The sequence below is a fragment of the Aeromonas sp. JL9 genome (assembly GCF_024436075.1).
In the GTDB taxonomy this organism is placed as follows: Bacteria; Pseudomonadota; Gammaproteobacteria; order Enterobacterales; family Aeromonadaceae; genus Aeromonas; species Aeromonas veronii.
In genome coordinates, this window is the sequence record NZ_JANFNV010000023.1 from 21,877 (window position 1) to 39,221 (window position 17,345).

The 17,345-nt window shown below is 56.8% G+C and carries 18 protein-coding genes; 15 read left to right on the top strand and 3 right to left on the bottom strand.

The window, feature by feature from the left end; translation table 11 throughout:
- Nucleotides 1–76 precede the first annotated feature (76 nt).
- A complete protein-coding gene (locus tag NOM06_RS15400) occupies nt 77–658 on the bottom strand; it encodes a nucleoside triphosphate pyrophosphatase (protein WP_255912219.1) in 582 nt (193 codons plus the stop codon).
- Between the two features lie 119 nt (nt 659–777).
- Between NOM06_RS15400 and yceD the strand changes: the two genes are divergently transcribed.
- From yceD to NOM06_RS15475, 15 genes are all read left to right on the top strand, one after another.
- The gene (gene yceD, locus NOM06_RS15405; protein ID WP_255912220.1) at nt 778–1,299 is read left to right on the top strand and encodes a 23S rRNA accumulation protein YceD; all 522 of its coding nucleotides are present in this window, start codon (nt 778–780) and stop codon (nt 1,297–1,299) included.
- A gap of 19 nt (nt 1,300–1,318) precedes the next feature.
- Nucleotides 1,319–1,486: a 50S ribosomal protein L32 gene (gene rpmF / locus NOM06_RS15410; RefSeq protein WP_005300935.1), complete on the top strand. Its 168-nt coding sequence runs from the start codon at nt 1,319–1,321 to the stop codon at nt 1,484–1,486.
- A gap of 9 nt (nt 1,487–1,495) precedes the next feature.
- The gene (gene plsX, locus NOM06_RS15415) at nt 1,496–2,515 is read left to right on the top strand and encodes a phosphate acyltransferase PlsX (protein WP_005351844.1); all 1,020 of its coding nucleotides are present in this window, start codon (nt 1,496–1,498) and stop codon (nt 2,513–2,515) included.
- Nucleotides 2,516–2,522: 7 nt separating this feature from the next.
- On the top strand, nt 2,523–3,482 hold the full coding sequence (locus tag NOM06_RS15420; protein ID WP_040065495.1) for a beta-ketoacyl-ACP synthase III: 960 nt from the start codon (nt 2,523–2,525) through the stop codon (nt 3,480–3,482).
- A 70-nt stretch (nt 3,483–3,552) separates the two neighbouring features.
- Nucleotides 3,553–4,488 (top strand): ACP S-malonyltransferase, encoded by a 936-nt coding sequence (gene fabD / locus NOM06_RS15425; RefSeq protein ID WP_255912249.1) that lies wholly within the window; start codon nt 3,553–3,555, stop codon nt 4,486–4,488.
- Between the two features lie 13 nt (nt 4,489–4,501).
- A complete protein-coding gene (fabG, locus tag NOM06_RS15430; protein WP_255912221.1) occupies nt 4,502–5,236 on the top strand; it encodes a 3-oxoacyl-ACP reductase FabG in 735 nt (244 codons plus the stop codon).
- Nucleotides 5,237–5,394: 158 nt separating this feature from the next.
- Nucleotides 5,395–5,631: an acyl carrier protein gene (acpP, locus tag NOM06_RS15435; RefSeq protein ID WP_005300909.1), complete on the top strand. Its 237-nt coding sequence runs from the start codon at nt 5,395–5,397 to the stop codon at nt 5,629–5,631.
- An 82-nt stretch (nt 5,632–5,713) separates the two neighbouring features.
- Entirely contained in the window at nt 5,714–6,955 is a 1,242-nt protein-coding gene (gene fabF, locus NOM06_RS15440) for a beta-ketoacyl-ACP synthase II (RefSeq protein ID WP_005360452.1), read from the top strand.
- Nucleotides 6,956–7,023: 68 nt separating this feature from the next.
- Nucleotides 7,024–7,830: an aminodeoxychorismate lyase gene (gene pabC, locus NOM06_RS15445; protein ID WP_255912222.1), complete on the top strand. Its 807-nt coding sequence runs from the start codon at nt 7,024–7,026 to the stop codon at nt 7,828–7,830.
- Nucleotides 7,820–8,821 carry an endolytic transglycosylase MltG gene (mltG, locus tag NOM06_RS15450; protein WP_005333156.1) on the top strand — a complete coding sequence of 334 codons (1,002 nt, stop codon included), beginning with the start codon at nt 7,820–7,822 and terminating at the stop codon, nt 8,819–8,821. The genes pabC and mltG overlap by 11 nt, the downstream gene beginning before the upstream one ends.
- Nucleotides 8,821–9,462 carry a dTMP kinase gene (tmk, locus tag NOM06_RS15455; RefSeq protein WP_255912223.1) on the top strand — a complete coding sequence of 214 codons (642 nt, stop codon included), beginning with the start codon at nt 8,821–8,823 and terminating at the stop codon, nt 9,460–9,462. Before mltG ends, tmk begins: the two co-directional genes overlap by 1 nt.
- Nucleotides 9,447–10,394, top strand: coding sequence for a DNA polymerase III subunit delta' (gene holB / locus NOM06_RS15460; protein WP_255912224.1), 948 nt, complete (start codon nt 9,447–9,449; stop codon nt 10,392–10,394). The genes tmk and holB overlap by 16 nt, the downstream gene beginning before the upstream one ends.
- A gap of 25 nt (nt 10,395–10,419) precedes the next feature.
- Nucleotides 10,420–11,199 carry a TatD family hydrolase gene (locus NOM06_RS15465; RefSeq protein ID WP_255912225.1) on the top strand — a complete coding sequence of 260 codons (780 nt, stop codon included), beginning with the start codon at nt 10,420–10,422 and terminating at the stop codon, nt 11,197–11,199.
- A gap of 286 nt (nt 11,200–11,485) precedes the next feature.
- Complete coding sequence (locus tag NOM06_RS15470; RefSeq protein ID WP_255912227.1) at nt 11,486–12,514, top strand: site-specific integrase; 1,029 nt, start codon at nt 11,486–11,488, stop codon at nt 12,512–12,514.
- Nucleotides 12,515–12,687: 173 nt separating this feature from the next.
- The gene (locus NOM06_RS15475; RefSeq protein ID WP_255912229.1) at nt 12,688–12,960 is read left to right on the top strand and encodes a RepB family protein; all 273 of its coding nucleotides are present in this window, start codon (nt 12,688–12,690) and stop codon (nt 12,958–12,960) included.
- 226 nt (nt 12,961–13,186) lie between these two features.
- On the opposite strand, the gene rsmF is transcribed toward NOM06_RS15475, so the two are convergent.
- Both rsmF and NOM06_RS15485 read right to left on the bottom strand, forming a co-directional pair.
- The gene (gene rsmF, locus NOM06_RS15480) at nt 13,187–14,617 is read right to left on the bottom strand and encodes a 16S rRNA (cytosine(1407)-C(5))-methyltransferase RsmF (RefSeq protein WP_255912231.1); all 1,431 of its coding nucleotides are present in this window, start codon (nt 14,615–14,617) and stop codon (nt 13,187–13,189) included.
- A gap of 144 nt (nt 14,618–14,761) precedes the next feature.
- Nucleotides 14,762–17,314, bottom strand: a complete 2,553-nt coding sequence (locus tag NOM06_RS15485; protein ID WP_255912233.1) for an MlaD family protein — start codon at nt 17,312–17,314, stop codon at nt 14,762–14,764.
- Nucleotides 17,315–17,345: the final 31 nt, after the last annotated feature.

A 17,345-nucleotide genomic window follows, 5' to 3' on the forward strand; every position in this document is an offset into this window, starting at 1 on the left:
TCTGATTGATAACAGAAGCCCGGTCTATTGACCGGGCTTTTTATATGCTCGATCTAGCTTATCTATTCGTCCGCGATCAGGGCAGGGCAATACCGTGGCGCTCCAGCAGCTCGATCAGGCCGATCAGCGGTAGACCGATCAAGGCGTTAGGATCGCGCCCTTCCAGCCCCTTGAACAGCACGATCCCCATCCCTTCGCATTTGAAACTGCCCGCACAATCGAGGGGCAATTCAGCCTCTACATAGCGGCGAATGGCGGCTTCATCGAGGTTGCGAAAATGGACGGTGAAAGGCTCCACCAGTTGATGAGCCTCCCCAGTTGCGGCATTCACCACGCACAGGCCGGTGTAGAAGGTGACGCTGCGCCCCTGGGCCGCCATTAGCTGGGCGATGGCATTGTCGATGGAGCCAGGTTTGCCGAGGATGTGCCCATCACAGACACACACCTGATCAGAACCGATGATCAAGCCGTGATCACGTTGCCCGGCGATGGCATCAGCCTTGGCACGGGCCAGTCTGGCCACCAGCGCGTCGGCGGATTCACCAGCCAGTGGTTGCTCATCCACATCGGGGGCGGCACATTCAAAGGGGAGTCCGAGCTTCTCCAGCAGGGCTTTGCGATAGCGAGAAGTTGAGGCGAGGATCAGATTCTGTGGCATAATCGAGTTACCGATGAAAGCAAGTACCGGCATTCTAGGGACTTGTGACGTTAAAATCATCGGCGGTAAGGACTTTTTCCTTTGACTATCAGTTGTTGGACCTATATTATTCGCGCCCTATGCAAAAGGTGAAGTTGCCCGTTAAGGTTGATCCAGTCCGTAGTGCCTTGAAGCTGCTCGATTACATCGGGATAGTGGAAAAGTCGCAGATGCCCAGGCTGGAGGAATCAACCGCTGGCTTGCAGAGTGATATCGAGGTATCACTGTACTTTGGCAAAGATGTCCAGAAGTTGACCGTTATGAAAGGCACTGCCCATGCCAAGGTTGACCTGGTTTGCCAACGTTGCGGAGAGACATTCGAACACCTCTGTGAAGCTGAATTTATCTACACTCCGCTGTTCGAAAGAACAAACGAGGAAGAACTGCCGGAAGCTTATGAGCCCATTGAGTTGGACGAAAACGGCGAGATAGATCTTCATCAAATCCTGGAGGATGAACTCATCCTCTCGTTGCCTCAAGTCGCAATGCATTCTCTGGATGCATGCCCGAGAGGAAACATGGAGATGACCTGGGGTGAAATCGAACCTGCTGATGAGCGGCCGAATCCCTTTGCAGTTCTTGAAGAGCTTAAACGTAAGTGAATTTAGGAGTTAGCCTACAATGGCCGTACAACAGAACCGTAAAACCCGTGCCAAGCGTGGCATGCGTCGTTCCCACGATGCGCTGACCACCGCTGCCCTGACTGTTGATCAGACCAGTGGCGAAATTCATCGTCGTCACCACGTGACTGCCGATGGTTTCTACCGCGGTAAAAAGGTAATCGCTTAAGGATTGCCTTTGTCTACGCAAACTGTCGCGCTAGACATCATGGGGGGAGATATTGGCCCCTCGGAAACAGTGCCTGCCGCCGTGCAGGCACTGTCTCTTTTACCCCAGCTAAAACTGATCCTGGTCGGCGACCAGCACCAGACCTCTTCTTTGCTGCAGCAACATGGCTTGCTGAATCATCCCCGCGTTCGTTTCGTGCATGCATCCCAGGTGGTTGGCATGGGCGATAAACCGATCGTGGCGTTGCGTACTCTGAAAGACTCCTCCATGCGGGTGGTACTCAATCTGGTGAAAGCCGGTGAGGCCGATGCTTGCGTCAGTGCCGGCAATACCGGCGCGCTGATGGCGATGGCCAAGTGCGTGCTCAAATCCCTGCCCGGGGTCGATCGGCCGGCACTTATCAAGGCGCTGCCAACATTGAGTGGCAAACGTACCGTGATGCTGGATCTCGGCGCCAATGTCAGTTGCGATGCCGATACCTTGCTGCAGTTTGCGGTGATGGGCTCCGTCGTGGCCGAAAAGGTAGAAGGCATTGCGTCACCCCGTGTTGCTTTGCTCAACATCGGCGAGGAGGAGATCAAGGGCAACGATCTGGTGCGCCACAGCGCCGAATTGTTGCGTCAGTGCCACGCGCTCAATTATGTCGGGTTCGTCGAAGGGGATCGCATCTTCAGCGGCGACAGCGACGTGATCGTCTGCGACGGTTTTGTCGGCAATGTCGCCCTCAAGACGGCAGAAGGGGTGGTGCGGATGATGGCCCAGCTGGCCGGATATCCCCGCAAGAAACGCACTTTTCTTGGCCGGATCGCCGGATTTATGTTCAAACGGCGTTTTTCTTACCTGAACCCCGACCAGTATAACGGGGCAAGTCTGTTAGGATTGCGCGGCATTGTGGTAAAAAGTCATGGGCGGGCCGAACGGCGCGCTCTGTGTAATGCGATCCTGCTGGCCGCACAAGAGGCCAAACATCAACTTCCACTGCAAATAGCAGATCGCCTTGAAGCTGTCTTCTCCGACAGGGATCTATAAGAACTCTATGCATAGCAAAATTCTGGGTACTGGCAGCTACCTGCCGAGTTCAGTGCGTACCAACGCCGATCTCGAGCAGATGGTTGAGACCAGTGATGAGTGGATCGTGGAACGCACCGGTATCCGTGAGCGCCGTATTGCCGGGGCTGACGAAACCGTTGCCACCCTCTCTTACCAGGCCGCCCTGCGCGCCCTGGATGCAGCCGGTTTGACCGCTGCCGATCTCGATATGATAGTGCTGGCCACCACCAGTGCTGAAAATGCCTTCCCGGCTGCCGCCTGCGAGCTGCAGGGGCTGCTCGGCGTACCGGGCATTCCTGCCTTTGACGTGGCTGCTGCTTGCGCAGGCTTCACCTACGCACTCTCCATTGCCGATCAGTTCGTCAAATCCGGCGCAGCCCGCCATGTGCTGGTCGTCGGGGCCGATGTGCTCTCCCGCATGTGCGATCCGCAAGATCGCGGCACCATCATCCTGTTTGGTGATGGGGCAGGGGCTGTGATTGTCGGTGCCAGCGAGACGCCGGGCATCCTCTCTACCCATCTCCATGCCGATGGCCGTTATGGCGAGCTGCTCAAGCTGCCGCACCCTCGTCGCGGCATGCCGGGTGCCGAGCTCGAAGCCTACATGTACATGAAGGGCAACGATGTCTTCAAGGTCGCGGTCACCCGTCTGAGCGAGATCGTCACCGAAACGTTGGCCGCTGCTGGCATCGAGCCGAGCGAGCTGGATTGGCTGGTGCCACATCAGGCCAACTTCCGCATCATCAGCGCCACTGCCAAGAAGCTCGGTATGAGCCTCGATAAAGTGGTACTGACCCTCGACAAGCACGGCAATACCTCTGCCGCTTCCGTTCCGGTTGCCTTCGACGAAGGGGTACGAGATGGCCGGATCAAACCGGGTCAGCTGGTACTGCTGGAGGCCTTCGGCGGCGGTTTTGCCTGGGGCTCGGCGCTGGTTCGCCTCTGATCTTCGGCGGGATGGTGCACCTATCATCCCGTCACCGATTTCATTTTGTCTTATCTAAAAGGAATCAATGATGACCCAATTTGCCATTGCCTTCCCGGGACAAGGTTCCCAGTCCGTTGGCATGCTGGCCGAGCTGGCCGAACAACATGCCGTGATCAAGGAGACCTTCGCCGAGGCGAGTCAGGTGCTGGGTTATGACCTGTTTGCCCTGGTGATGGATGGTCCGGTTGAAGATCTGAACAAAACCTGGCGCACCCAGCCTGCACTGCTGACTGCCTCTGTCGCCCTGTGGCGCCTGTGGCAACAGCTGGGTGGGGCAACGCCTGCCATGATGGCGGGTCACAGCCTGGGTGAGTACTCGGCGCTGGTTTGCAGCGGCGCACTCGATTTTGCCGATGCGGTCAAACTGGTCGAGCTGCGTGGTCTGGCCATGCAGGAAGCGGTACCAGAAGGCACCGGCGCCATGGCGGCTATCATCGGTCTGGATAACGAATCCATCGCCGCCAATTGCGAAAAAGCGGCAGAAGGACAGGTGGTCTCTCCGGTTAACTTCAACTCCCCGGGCCAGGTGGTTATCGCCGGTCACAAAGAGGCCGTTGAGCGAGCCAACGTGCTGATGAAAGAGTCGGGCGCCAAGCGCGCACTGCCGCTGCCGGTCTCCGTGCCGTCTCACTGCGCGCTGATGAAACCTGCCGCAGAAAAACTGGCAGCTGCGCTGGACGGGATCGAGATCAAGGTTCCAACCATCGCTGTCATCAATAATGTCGACGTATCCTGTGAACAGGATCCGGCCGCCATCAAGCAAGCGCTGGTACGTCAGCTGTTCAGCCCGGTTCGTTGGACCGAGACTGTTGAGCGGATGGCCAATGAGGGGGTTACCCTCGAGATCGAGATGGGACCGGGCAAAGTGTTGACCGGGCTCGCCAAGCGCATCGACAAGCGGGTGGAAGGTATTCACGCCAACGATGCCGCCTCTTTCGAACAGGCGTTGGCCCAGATCAAGTAAACAGGAGCAAGTGATGAGCTTTACCGATAAGGTTGTGTTGGTGACCGGTGCCAGTCGTGGCATCGGCCGTGCGATTGCCGAAACATTCGTGGCCCGTGGCGCGAAAGTGGTCGGTACGGCGACCAGCGAGAGCGGTGCCGAGGCGATCAGCACCTATCTGGGCGAGAATGGTTGCGGCATGGCACTGAACGTGACCAGCCAGGAATCCATCGAAGCCGTCTTCGCCGCCATCAAGGCGCGCTTTGGCGACATCGACATCCTGATTAACAACGCGGGGATCACCCGTGACAACCTGTTGATGCGGATGAAAGATGACGAGTGGAACGAGATCATCGATACCAATCTGACCTCGCTTTACCGTCTGAGCAAACCTGTGCTGCGTGCCATGATGAAGAAACGTCACGGTCGCATCATCAGCATTGGCTCCGTGGTGGGAACCATGGGCAATGCCGGTCAGGTCAACTATGCTGCCGCCAAGGCCGGTCTGGTTGGTTTTACCAAATCGTTGGCGCGGGAAGTGGCATCCCGTGGTATCACAGTGAACGCGGTTGCCCCCGGTTTCATCGAAACCGACATGACCCGTGCCCTAAATGACGATCAACGTGCCGGCATCATGAGTCAGGTGCCCGCCGCCCGTTTGGGTGATCCAAAAGAAATTGCCGCAGCTGTGGTATTCTTGGCTTCTGATGAAGCTGCCTATATCACCGGCGAAACCCTGCATGTTAATGGCGGGATGTACATGGTGTAATCAATTTGTCGTAAGATCTGTTCAAATTTGCGATAGTACGCCGAAGTTTGGCACATTTCGTGGTTTGACCAGCGGCAAGCTACTTGCAAACTCACGTCAATTGAATAAACTACCCCAACCAGACGCAAATAGCGTATTTTTAAAGGAAAATTCAGGTCATGAGCAACATCGAAGAACGCGTAAAGAAAATCATCATCGAACAACTGGGTGTTAAAGAGGAAGACGTTAAGAACGCTGCCTCCTTCGTCGACGACCTGGGCGCTGACTCTTTGGATACCGTTGAACTGGTAATGGCGCTGGAAGAAGAATTCGATACCGAAATTCCTGATGAAGAAGCCGAGAAGATCACCACTGTTCAAGCGGCTATCGACTACATCACCGCTAATCAGGAATAAGTTCCTGTTCTGAAAGAAGCGGCCCTTGGGCCGCTTCTTTTGTATTTGTTCCTTTTCAAAACACCTCTCGGAGACTACCTCAGTGTCAAAACGCAGAGTCGTGGTGACCGGCTTGGGGATGCTTTCCCCGGTGGGCAACACTGCCGAATCCAGCTGGCAAGCACTGCTCAACGGGCAGAGCGGCATTTCCCTTATCGAACACTTTGATGCCAGCGAGTTTGCAACCCGCTTCGCAGGTCTGGTCAAGGATTTCGATCCCGAGCAGTACGGTATCAACCGTAAAGACGCTCGCAAAATGGATCTCTTCATTCAATACGGCATCGCGGCCGGTATGCAGGCGCTGGATGATTCCGGCCTGACCATCAATGAAGAGAATGCCGAGCGTGTCGGCGTGGCGATTGGCTCCGGTATCGGCGGTCTGGGTCTGATTGAACAGAACCACGAAAGTTTGGTCAACGGCGGCCCGCGCAAGATCAGTCCCTTCTTCGTTCCGTCCACCATCATCAATATGGTGTCCGGTCATCTCTCCATCATGAAAGGTCTGCAAGGGCCGAACATCGCCGTGACGACCGCCTGTACCACTGGTACCCATGCCATCGGCATGGCTGGCCGGATGATCGCTTACGGTGATGCCGACGTGATGGTCGCCGGCGGTGCCGAGAAAGCCTCCACCGCGATGGGGATGGGTGGTTTTGCTGCCGCCAAGGCACTCTCCAACCGCAACGACGAGCCGCAAAAAGCGAGCCGTCCGTGGGATAAGGATCGCGACGGTTTCGTGCTGGGTGACGGTGCCGGTGTACTGGTGCTGGAAGAGTACGAACACGCCAAGGCCCGTGGCGCCAAGATCTACGCCGAGCTGGTCGGTTTTGGCATGAGCGGTGACGCGTACCACATGACTGCGCCTCCTGCAGATGGCAACGGTGGTGCTCGCGCCATGAAAAATGCCATCAAGGATGCCGGCATTGCCCCCGAGCAGATTGGTTACATCAACGCGCACGGTACCTCCACCCCGCTGGGTGATGTGGCCGAGCTGCGTGGCATGAAGTCGGTGTTTGGTGAGCACGCCAAATCCCTGATGGTGAGCTCCACCAAGTCCATGACCGGTCACCTGCTGGGTGCCGCCGGTGCCATCGAGGCGATCATCACTGTGTTGGCCCTGCGTGATCAGGTGGCTCCGCCCACCATCAACCTGGACAACCCGGATGATGAGTGCGATCTGGATCTGGTACCCCATGTGGCCAAGCCAGGCAGCTTTGAGTACGCCCTTTCCAATTCGTTTGGTTTTGGCGGCACCAATGGCTCACTGATCTTCAAACGCGTATAATTTGCCGCAGGGCAAAGACACAGGCCCGATACTGCCGGTATCGGGCCTTTTTTATCGGAGGGATCCCTTTGCTTATCAATGGCATGAAGCTTGATACCATCTCGGCCCATGATCGGGGGCTGGCCTATGGTGACGGTCATTTCACCACCATGGCGGTCAGGGATGGTCGCGTGTTGCAGTGGCCTGCCCATCTGGCACGGTTGCAGCTGGCCAACAACCGGCTGGGATTGGTTGAACCGGACTGGGATCTCTTGACCCAGGAGGTTGAAGAGATGGTGGCCGAGCAGCCACAATGCGTGGCCAAGGTGATCCTGACCCGCGGCGAAGGGGGGCGGGGCTATGATGGCAGCGGATGTCAGCACACAACCCGGATTGTCACTCTGGCGCCATTTCCCACTCACTATGGCCAGTGGCAACAGGAGGGGATCGAGATGGTGGTGTGCCGCCAGCGGATCGGTGATGCCCCCATGCTGGCCGGGCTTAAAACCTTGAATCGTCTGGAGCAGGTATTGCTGAAAAGCGAACTTGTCAGCCGAAATGCAGTCGAAGGGATAGTGCTTAACAGTCGTGGTTTTCTCATTGAAGGGGTCAGTGCCAATCTGTTTTGGCGTCGGGGCAAGACGGTGTTTACGCCCGATCTCGCCCGCGGTGGTGTCGATGGCATCATGCGCCGCCAGGTGATGGCGATGTTGAAACAGATGAGTATTGAGTTGCGTGTGGTAGAGGCTCCGCTGGAGTCACTATGGCAGGCTGAAGAGGTGTGGCTCACCAATACCCTGATGGGGGTCGTGCCGGTCAATGGCATCGAGGATATTCACTATCCCCCAGCGGTATTGAGTCGCCGTTTACAGGAGCGTTTGGTCATTGAAGTTTAATCGGCTTTACACCCTGCTCGCGGGGGCGGCACTGACGGTAGCCGCTGCCGGGGGCTATGTACATTACAAATGGCAACAGGTAGAGACGCTCACCAACAAGGGGCCGACCCGGCTCTTTACGGTGGAGAAGGGCGCCCATGCGGCGCGCCTCATCGCCGAACTGGGTGAGGGGGAAACCAGCCCCTGGGCGGTGCGGCTCTGGCTGCGCAGCCATCCCGAACTGGTGGCCATCAAATCGGGCACCTATGAAATCAAGGAAGGGGCCCCTCTCAAGGAGACCCTCTCTCTGTTCGCATCGGGCAAGGAGTTTCACTTCAGCCTCACCTTCGTCGAAGGTTCCCGTTTCGAGGATTGGCAGAAGCAGCTCTCCAGCGCCCCATACCTTGAGCGATTGACCGTCGAGCAATCCGAAGCCGACTTGGCGCAGGAGCTCGGCATCGAGAATGGCAAGCTGGAGGGTTGGTTCCTGCCGGAAACCTACGCCTATACCACCCATGCCAGCGATCTCTCGATCCTGCGTCGCGCCCATCAGGATATGGAGACTTTCCTGCAGCAGAGCTGGGAGAAACGTCAGGCCAACCTGCCTTACAAAACGCCCTATGAGGCGTTGATCATGGCTTCCATCATCGAGAAAGAGACTGGCCAGCCGGACGAGCGGGCGCAGATCGCCTCGGTGTTTGTCAATCGACTGCGTCTGGGCATGAAGTTGCAAACCGATCCCACCGTCATTTACGGGGTGAAGGATCGCTACGATGGCAATATTCGCCGCAGCGATCTGACCGACAAGAATCCCTACAACACCTATGTGATCGATGGTCTGCCGCCCACGCCTATTGCCATGCCGGGCAAGGCCTCCATCGAAGCTGCGCTTAACCCCAAGTCGACCGACTATCTCTACTTTGTAGCCAAGGGGGGCGGTGCCCACTATTTCTCCAAGACCCTCGATGAACACAATCGGGCGGTTCGCGAATACATATTGAAGAAACCCTAATGTCTAAATTTATTGTGATCGAAGGATTGGAAGGGGCAGGGAAGAGCTCGGCCGTGCGTTATGTGACCGACTATCTGCAGCGCCACGGCATCAACCGGATCGAGTGCACCCGCGAGCCGGGTGGTACGCCACTGGCCGAGCGGATGCGGGCTATCGTCAAAGAGGTGCACGACGAGCGCCTCACCATCGAGGCGGAATTGCTGCTGATGTATGCCTCCCGGGTACAACTGGTGGAGACCCGCATCAAACCCGCGCTGGCCGACGGTGTCTGGGTGGTGGGGGATCGCCACGATCTCTCCTCCCAGGCCTATCAGGGTGGCGGCCGTGGTATCGATGCCCAGCTTATCGGAGCCATCAAGCTGGCGGTGCTCGGCAACTTCAAGCCGGATCTCACCCTCTATCTCGATATCGATCCCGCCCTTGGCTTGCAGCGCGCGCGCCATCGTGGCGAGCTGGATCGCATCGAACTGGAGCAACTGAGCTTCTTCGAGCGTACCCGAACTCGTTATCTCGAACTGGCCGCCAAGGATGATTCCATTGTGGTGATCGATGCGGCGCAAACGCCGGAACAGGTCAAAGCTGCCATCGAGCTTGCATTGGATCACTATCTGTCAAACGGGCGCCTATGTATCCCTGGCTGATCCCCGACTGGCATGTCCTGAGCCAGACTGCCCAGTCCGGTCGTCTCGGCCACGCCTGGTTGTTGCTCGGCGATCCCGGTCTTGGCAAAGAACAGCTGGCCGAGCGGTTGGCGCGTCTGCATCTTTGTCAGCAACCGGATCGCGGAGAGCCGTGCGGCCACTGCCACTCCTGCCAGTTATTTGACAAGGGCAACCACCCGGATCTTGGCACCATCACCCGCGACAGCAAGACAATCGGGGTCGAGGCTATTCGCGAGATCTGCACCCGGCTGCAGGGCTCTGCCCAGCTCGGCCGTGGCAAGGTGGTAATCATTCCAGATGCGGAGCGGATGACCGAATCGGCGGCCAACGCCCTGCTGAAAACCCTGGAAGAGCCGGTCGGCGACAGCTTGCTGTTGCTTATTGCCTCCCAGGTTTCCCTGCTGCTCCCTACCATTCTCAGTCGCTGTCACAAACATGTCTGTCAGTTGCCTGCGGAAGGGGAAACTGTACGCTGGTTGGCCGAGCAGGGTCATCAGGCCACTCTGGCTCAGGTGCGGATCTGTCAGGGGGCACCGCTGCGGGTACTCGACTATATCGAGCAGCAACAGGACAGTACTCGCCGTGAACTGCTGGAACAGTTTGTCGCTCTGAGTCAAAGTCCGGCCAAGGCGACGGCTTTGTGCAGCCAGCTTGGTCAGGAGACGCAGGTCAGGTTGCACTGGTTGCAGCTCTTCTTGTGCGATGCCCTGAAAACCCAGGCCGGATGTGGTCACCATCAGCTGGCAATGCCTGATCTGGCCATCTTGAGTCAACGGTTGGCGGAGCAGCACTCCAGCGAAAAACTGCTGGAGGCAGAACAAGGTCTGGTTGCCCTGAAAGCGGCATGTCAGCCGGGTCAGCTCTCCAATCCCACCATCCATCTGATGAACTGGCTCAGTCGCTGGTTATAAGTACCGACAAGCAGAAAGGTTTTATATGTTACTCGTTGATTCCCACTGTCATCTCGATCGCCTCAGCTATGGCAGCAAGCAGACCAGCTTGGCTGATGTACTGGCAAAGGCCGCGAAACTGGACGTGGGATATTTTCTCTGTGTCAGTGTGACTCAGGCACAGTTCCCGACCATGCTCGAGGCGATCGCCCCCTATCCCCAGGTATTTGCCTCTTGCGGGGTACACCCGCTCAATCAGGAACCCGGTGTGGATGTAGCCTTGTTGCTGACACAGGCTGCTGACGAAAGAGTGATCGCCATCGGCGAAACCGGACTCGACTACTTTTACTCGCCCGAGAACAAGGAAGTTCAGCAAGCCTCTTTACGCGAACATATCCGGGTTGCCCGCGCGTTGAACAAGCCGCTGATCATCCATACCCGCGATGCCCAGCAAGATACCTTGCAGATCATGCGTGAAGAGGGAGCTGATCAGGTTGGCGGTGTGCTGCACTGCTTCACCGAATCCCTCGAAATGGCGCAAGCCGCGATGGCGATGGGGTTCTATATCTCAATCTCCGGGATCGCCACCTTCAAAAATGCGTCTGCCCTGCAAGAGGTGGTCAAGGCTCTGCCCCTCGACAGATTGCTGGTCGAGACCGACTCGCCCTATCTTGCCCCCGTACCGCATCGGGGGAGGGAGAACGAACCCGCCTTTGTGCGAGACGTTGCGCAGTTTATTGCCGACCTGCGTCATATTCCGCTCAATGAATTGGCAGAAGCCACCAGCCGGAATTTCTTTGAACTGTTCAAGCTGGCGAAAAAATAATCCCCAAGCCCCGTTATTCGGGGCTTTTTAATTTTCAAATACCAAGCTGATTACTCACCTGATTATCAACACCGAGCTACGTTATCTCTCACTTATTCCTGCCAATTTTACTTTTTCGTTTTTGCTAAACCTGGTCGAATGATATTCCTATGTTTCCTTTATTCAGCGTGGTCAATGGGTATTAAAATAGAATGCTCTAAGTATCGATAATATTCATTATCGATACTTGATGTATGGGAAGGATCCTGTAAGATCCTCTCAAACTTCATATGAATCATAGAGTTCTGTGGCATATCCATCCTTGTCCAATCCAGCTCATCAGTCACTGCAGACTGTTTTCGATGCACTGCTTAATAGTCGGGCACGCCGCTTTTTACGCAGTGCAAAAGCAGATTCCACCCTCAATGCCTATCAGGCTGATACCCGTATTTTTGTCTTCTGGTGCCAATTACACGGGCTTGATCCGCTGCAAACGACCCATCACGACATCATGAACTTTCTCGCTGATCAGGCTGACGGCGTATTGGCAGACTGGGTATGGTTGGATAAAGAGGAGGGAAAAGGGGACCTGCGCAACGGTGAACCTCGTAAACCGGCAACCCTGGTAAGACGGCTTGCCGGGATCCGTTATGCCTTCAAGCAGAAAGGCATTCATCCCATGCCCACCGAACACCCCGAAATCAAGGAGATGATGCGTGGTATTGTCAGGTTGGGGGATAACCGCAAGCGCAAAACCGGTGCCCTGACGCTGCAGCCTTTGACCCAGGTGCTGGATGGCATAGACACTAGGGACCTCGCGGGTTTGCGTGATCACACCCTGCTGCTCTTGATGTTCAGTGGCGCCTTGCGCCGCTCGGAAGCAGCCCGGATTGAGGTGAGCGATCTCGATTTTGTGGGGCAGGGGATCCGCCTTCGCCTCAAACCGAGCAAGCATCAGCTGCACGAAACCGAGATAGCCTTGATTCCGGGCAAACACTATTGCCCCGTGTCGGCACTGCAAAAGTGGCTACACAAAAGCCGGATCAGCGAGGGGCCGCTATTTCGGCGCATGAACCGCTGGGGCCAACTGATGGCCGAACCACTCGGCCCCCAGGGCATCAATCTGATGATCAAGCGCCGAACCGGCCAAACCATTGACGATCTTTACGTCAGTGGCCATAGCCTGCGGCGCGGATTTATCACCTCGGCGGTGACTGCCGGCAAGCCGATGAACAAGATCATCGAGGTGACGCGCCACAAGGATATGCGAACCCTGCAGGAGTACTTCGATGACGCCCACAAATTCTCCGATCATGCCCTAGATGGTTTGCTTTGACACAACTGCGTCACTTAGTTTTTTATGTTAAATGATATCTTGTTGATCTGATGATATATTTGCCGTGCAGCCAGCAACCCAAGGTGGAAGGGCCATCTTCCTATGGATAATGGCATGTGATGAGAGATAACAAATCCGGAAATGAAACATCGCAAGGACATATGAGCCAAGAAATGAGAGTGCGTGAAGAGCAAGAGGCGAGCCCGCAAAACAATGCCGAGCGGCAGCGCCAACATGTAAAACGCAAGCAGGAGACCCATACCCGATTGCAATGCTGGATCAGCAATCGCCACGCCGAACGATTGGCCACACTGGGTATCCATCTCGAAGACAGTCAGGCATCACTCATCGAGCAGGCGATCGATCTGCTCTACCAACATGAGCTGGGTAGAGAACCTCCGTTTGAAAACAGAGTCGCCACACAGGTCGAAGAGACCGTTGAATAGAGCCAAGAGTGAAGTAACAGCGATACGTGAAGAGATAAAAAAAGCCAGGTACGAATTCCTTGTACCTGGCATAGGGGAATTGGCTCCTTGCAGAGCCGTGCGCTAACTGGTGTTCGGATTGCCTTAAGCTTAGACAAGGCTCAAGGCTTTTCAAGATCCGAAGAAAAGTTCAACCAGAGTGTGGGTATTTCAGACTCGTTCAAGTGCTTATGCACCGAACGGCCCACTACGCATTGAACAGATTGTTGTCACGCACCAGCTCGCGGGGGAGGGCATTCTTGACCCGACTCCCCACCCATTTCCCCATGCCCAGGGTATGCCCCTGATAGCGGACGATTACCTCGCCAGTGCCCGCATCCTGTTCTGGCCAAACATCCCGCCCCATCATGAATTCCCGCGCATTGGCGCTATCCAGCTCGACCACGCCCTTGCTCGCTTTATCGCCATAGGCCAGTGCCCACTCATGAGTGAGGCGATAACCTTTCTTGAAGGTTTCGGCCAACTTGATGCCGATGCGATCGAAACGCAACTTGCCCTGCACCTGATCAAACATCTGGGGGAAGAGCCAGACCTCGTCATTGCGGCCAAACAGCTGACCCTGCGGTGCCACCCCAAAGTTGGCTTCGATCTCGCGCAACATGGGTTCCGCCTCTTTGGCAGGAAGCGGCGCAAAAGGGAATTTACCCAGCTTGCCCGGCTTGAACATGGTGTTGGGCACCGAGTGATGCTTGCGCAATCTGGCGACGAAAAAGCCTTCACTGTCGAAGATCTGGGGCCAAACGTGCAGGTATCCTTCGGGTGTGCAGGCCTGCTCTGCATGGGGGAACAGGTCTGCCAACGAGTCAAAACTCAAGGCATCGCCAAACTTGTCCAACAAGGATTGGCAAACCGCCTGATTCTCCTGCTCACTCAAGGTGCAGGTGGAGTAGACCAGTACGCCACCCGGTTTCAAGGCATGGAAGGCGCTCTCAAGCAACCCTTGTTGCACCGTCGCAATCTCGTCGATGCTCTCGATGCTCCAGTTGCGCAATGCATCTTCATCCTTACGCACCGTGCCTTCACCGGAGCAGGGGGCATCGAGCAGGATGGCATCGAATGTCTCCGGCAACCACTGGCCAAATACCTTGGCATCAAAATGGGTCATGCCCACATTGGTCACGCCGCAGCGCTGGATATTGGCGCTGAGCACTTTCAACCGGCTGCTGGAAAACTCGTTGGCAACCAGCATCCCCTGATTGTTCATCAGGGCGGCTATCTGGGTGGTCTTGGAGCCGGGGGCCGCCGCCGCATCCAGCAACATGCCATCCGCTTTGATCTTGTTGCTGGCAAAGAGTGCCGTCACCGGCAGCATGGAGCTCGCTTCCTGAATGTAGAAGAGCCCGCTCAAATGCTCGGCGGTGTTGCCAAGGGGGACAGTTTCATCGCTGCGGGTCAGCCAGAAGCCGGTATCACACCAGGGGACAGGGTCAAGCTGCCAACCCAGTGGCTCCATCAGGGCGACGAAATCCGAGACGGCGATCTTCAAGGTGTTGACCCGAATGCTGCGGCGCAGCGGACGTCGACAACTGGCCACAAAGTCGTCCATCGAGAGATGGGCCGGCATGATGGCCGCAATGTGGCGTAAAAAGTAATCGGGAAGGAAGGTGTTGTCGTGCACTGTGCCGTCTCGTTGACCGAAAAAGAGGGGCGATATCCTACCACAAGGCTAAGAATATTCTGAATCTGAACCCTATCAACAAGCACCGGAATATAAAAAAGCCCGGCAGGGTGCCGGGCTTGGATGAGATACAAAGGGAAGGGATCAGGGCTGGATGCGCGGGCTCCACTCCAGCCACTCTTTCTCGGCCTTGCCATAGAGCGGATAGCTATGGCCCGCCTTGACGGTTGGCCCCATCTCTCTCTCCGGCGTATTGAAAGCAATGCCGCCGGCCAGCAGGCTCTGCACCGTCTCCACTTCGATAGTGCCACCAGTCAGGCCAATGTCCGCCTTGACCCCGGAGACATTCCAGAAACGCGAGTTGGCGCGCACCAGATGGGCATATTCCTGATCCACGTTGACATCGATCACCACCTCGCTGCCATCCCGAGCCAGCACCACCTTGGTGACACTGCCCACCATCATCTTGCGAAACAGTAGCGGACTGCCGACGCTCAGGCCATTGACGGAGGGGCTCTTGAGGGTCAGGGCCAGACCCACAGGGCCGACCTGACTCAAGGGGAAGCGATCTTTGCCAGCGCCTTTACCCGGTTGCGCTTCTACAAATGCCCCCTTGATCAGGGTATCGAGGTGTGCAACACCGCCCAGCCCCAGCTTGGCCTGTACCACAGTAAAGCGGGCGCCGGATTGCAGGAAACGCTCGGCATAGTGGCCATCGAGTTCCGCCTTGAAGATCACCTGACCCAGAGACGGCTCCAGCTCGATCTCTTCAATTTTACCGATATCGACCCCAAGATAGCGGATCGGGCTGCCAATCCCGAGCCCCGGATTACTCTCTGCCACCAGTGACAGCTGGCGTACCTTGGCCTTGGCTTGCTCCCTGGAATCGAACAGTTGATGGCTGCTGCGGCCATTGGCCAACCGATCAAACTCAATGGCACCGCGCAGCAGGGTACCGAGGTTGCCCACCTTGACCTGCACCCCGTCGACCCGCACCTTGGTGTCGATGGCCGGTTTTTTCCAGAATTGGGGTTGCTGGGCGAGGAGGGGAGCATAGACTCCATCAATCTCGAGTTCGATCTCGACCCCCTCTTTGGCGGCGCGCAGCTGTTTGACCTTGCCCGCTTCCAGCCCCAGATAGAGCACAGGCGAGCCAATGCCAATGCCATCGGCCTGATCTGCCTTGAGCAACCAGCGCTGGGGCTTGGCATCGCGGGTACCGAGCAGTGCCAACTCCTGACTCGGGTAGAGACGGTTAATCCGCTCGCCACTGCTGGCTTGTACCAGCTTGATCCCGCCTCCCAACCAGGCACTGGCAGGACTGGTTTCTACTTTGATGCCGCTCAGATCGGCATCTATTTGCAGCGGCGCCGCGCGATAGAAACGGGCACGGTTGAGCAGATGACCATAGTTCGGCGCCATCACCAGCTCGACGCTGGCATTGCCGCGCGCATCCAGAGTGAGCTGGCTGATACGACCCACCTGCAATCCCTTGTACCAGACCGGCGCATCCTGATTGAGCCCCGCCAAATCGTCAGCCTGCAGCGTCACCTTGGTGCCGCTCTGGGGGGCGCGATCGGTCAGTGTCATCTTCTGTACCGGTTTACCCGCCACATAGTCGAGGCGAATGGCCGGGCCAGAGAGCAGGCGATCTGCATGCTGCACACCGGTTGCGGAGAGGGAGACACTCTCCCACACCAGTTGGCTCTTGTCGGTAATGCGATAGGCCTGCTCAGGATTGATCAATGCCGTGACTACGCGGCCTTTGTCTGTGAGACGAATGGGGTCGATACGACCAATCTCGATCCCCTCATAGAGGATGGGCATCCCCTCCTTGACCGGAAGATCGCCAGCCGCAATGTCGATACGCTCGCCACGCGCCGCTTCCGCCAACCCTTTATAGAGGACGAAGGTCTGTCCCTTCTCAGGCTCTGGTGAATCTTTGGGTGAGTCAAAGGCAATGCCGCCGCTCAGAATGGAAGTGAGGCTGCCAGCCTCAACGCTGACGCCCGCCAGACTGAAAGAGCCCTTGATACCGCTGATATTCCAGAAGCGGGTATCGGCTTTGACCAGATGTTCAAAACGAGGCTCGATCACCAGATCCAGAATGACATTCTGATTGTCCTGACCCAGGCGGGTATTGATGACGCTGCCCACCTCGATACCGCGGAAATAGAGCTTGGCGCCAATCCCCACCGAGCCCAGCGAATCAGCGGTCAGATGCAGCATCCGCCCCTGTGCCTGATAACCGGGGGGAGGGCCTTCCAGGGCATCGAAGGTCTCCTCCAGCGGATTGCTTTCACGCCCTGGTTGCAGGTTGATGTAGTTGCCGGAGACCAAGGTATCGAGGCCGGAGATCTCGGTGAGCGACGCCTTGGGGCTCACCAGCCAGAAGTCGGATCCCTTGCGGATCAGCGGTCTGGCACGGCTGTCAATCTTGGCCATCACCGCAATCTTGCGGCCATCTTCAGCCAGCTCCAGCTCTTGCACCACGCCGATGGCCACCCCCTGATAACGAACCTGGGTTTTACCCGGCAAGATGCCGTTGCCCTGGGCGAAGTTGATCTGGATAAGCTGGCCACGGCTCAATACCTGCTGATAGAGAAAGCCACCCGCCAGCAGCAGGGCTATCAGGGGTAACAGCCAGACCGGCGATAGCCAGCGGCGCTTTTCGATGACGGGTTCAGCCCCGATCATAGTGACTCCTTATTGGCTGGATTAAACAGCA

Bases quoted from the DNA above. Each gene is read 5' to 3' on its own strand.
- NOM06_RS15400 (WP_255912219.1), bottom strand. From the start codon at position 658: ATGCCACAGAATCTGATCCTCGCCTCAACTTCTCGCTATCGCAAAGCC.
- yceD (WP_255912220.1), top strand. From the start codon at position 778: ATGCAAAAGGTGAAGTTGCCCGTTAAGGTTGATCCAGTCCGTAGTGCC.
- rpmF (WP_005300935.1), top strand. From the start codon at position 1,319: ATGGCCGTACAACAGAACCGTAAAACCCGTGCCAAGCGTGGCATGCGT.
- NOM06_RS15420 (WP_040065495.1), top strand. From the start codon at position 2,523: ATGCATAGCAAAATTCTGGGTACTGGCAGCTACCTGCCGAGTTCAGTG.
- fabD (WP_255912249.1), top strand. From the start codon at position 3,553: ATGACCCAATTTGCCATTGCCTTCCCGGGACAAGGTTCCCAGTCCGTT.
- fabG (WP_255912221.1), top strand. From the start codon at position 4,502: ATGAGCTTTACCGATAAGGTTGTGTTGGTGACCGGTGCCAGTCGTGGC.
- acpP (WP_005300909.1), top strand. From the start codon at position 5,395: ATGAGCAACATCGAAGAACGCGTAAAGAAAATCATCATCGAACAACTG.
- tmk (WP_255912223.1), top strand. From the start codon at position 8,821: ATGTCTAAATTTATTGTGATCGAAGGATTGGAAGGGGCAGGGAAGAGC.
- holB (WP_255912224.1), top strand. From the start codon at position 9,447: ATGTATCCCTGGCTGATCCCCGACTGGCATGTCCTGAGCCAGACTGCC.
- NOM06_RS15465 (WP_255912225.1), top strand. From the start codon at position 10,420: ATGTTACTCGTTGATTCCCACTGTCATCTCGATCGCCTCAGCTATGGC.
- NOM06_RS15475 (WP_255912229.1), top strand. From the start codon at position 12,688: ATGAGAGTGCGTGAAGAGCAAGAGGCGAGCCCGCAAAACAATGCCGAG.
- NOM06_RS15485 (WP_255912233.1), bottom strand. From the start codon at position 17,314: ATGATCGGGGCTGAACCCGTCATCGAAAAGCGCCGCTGGCTATCGCCG.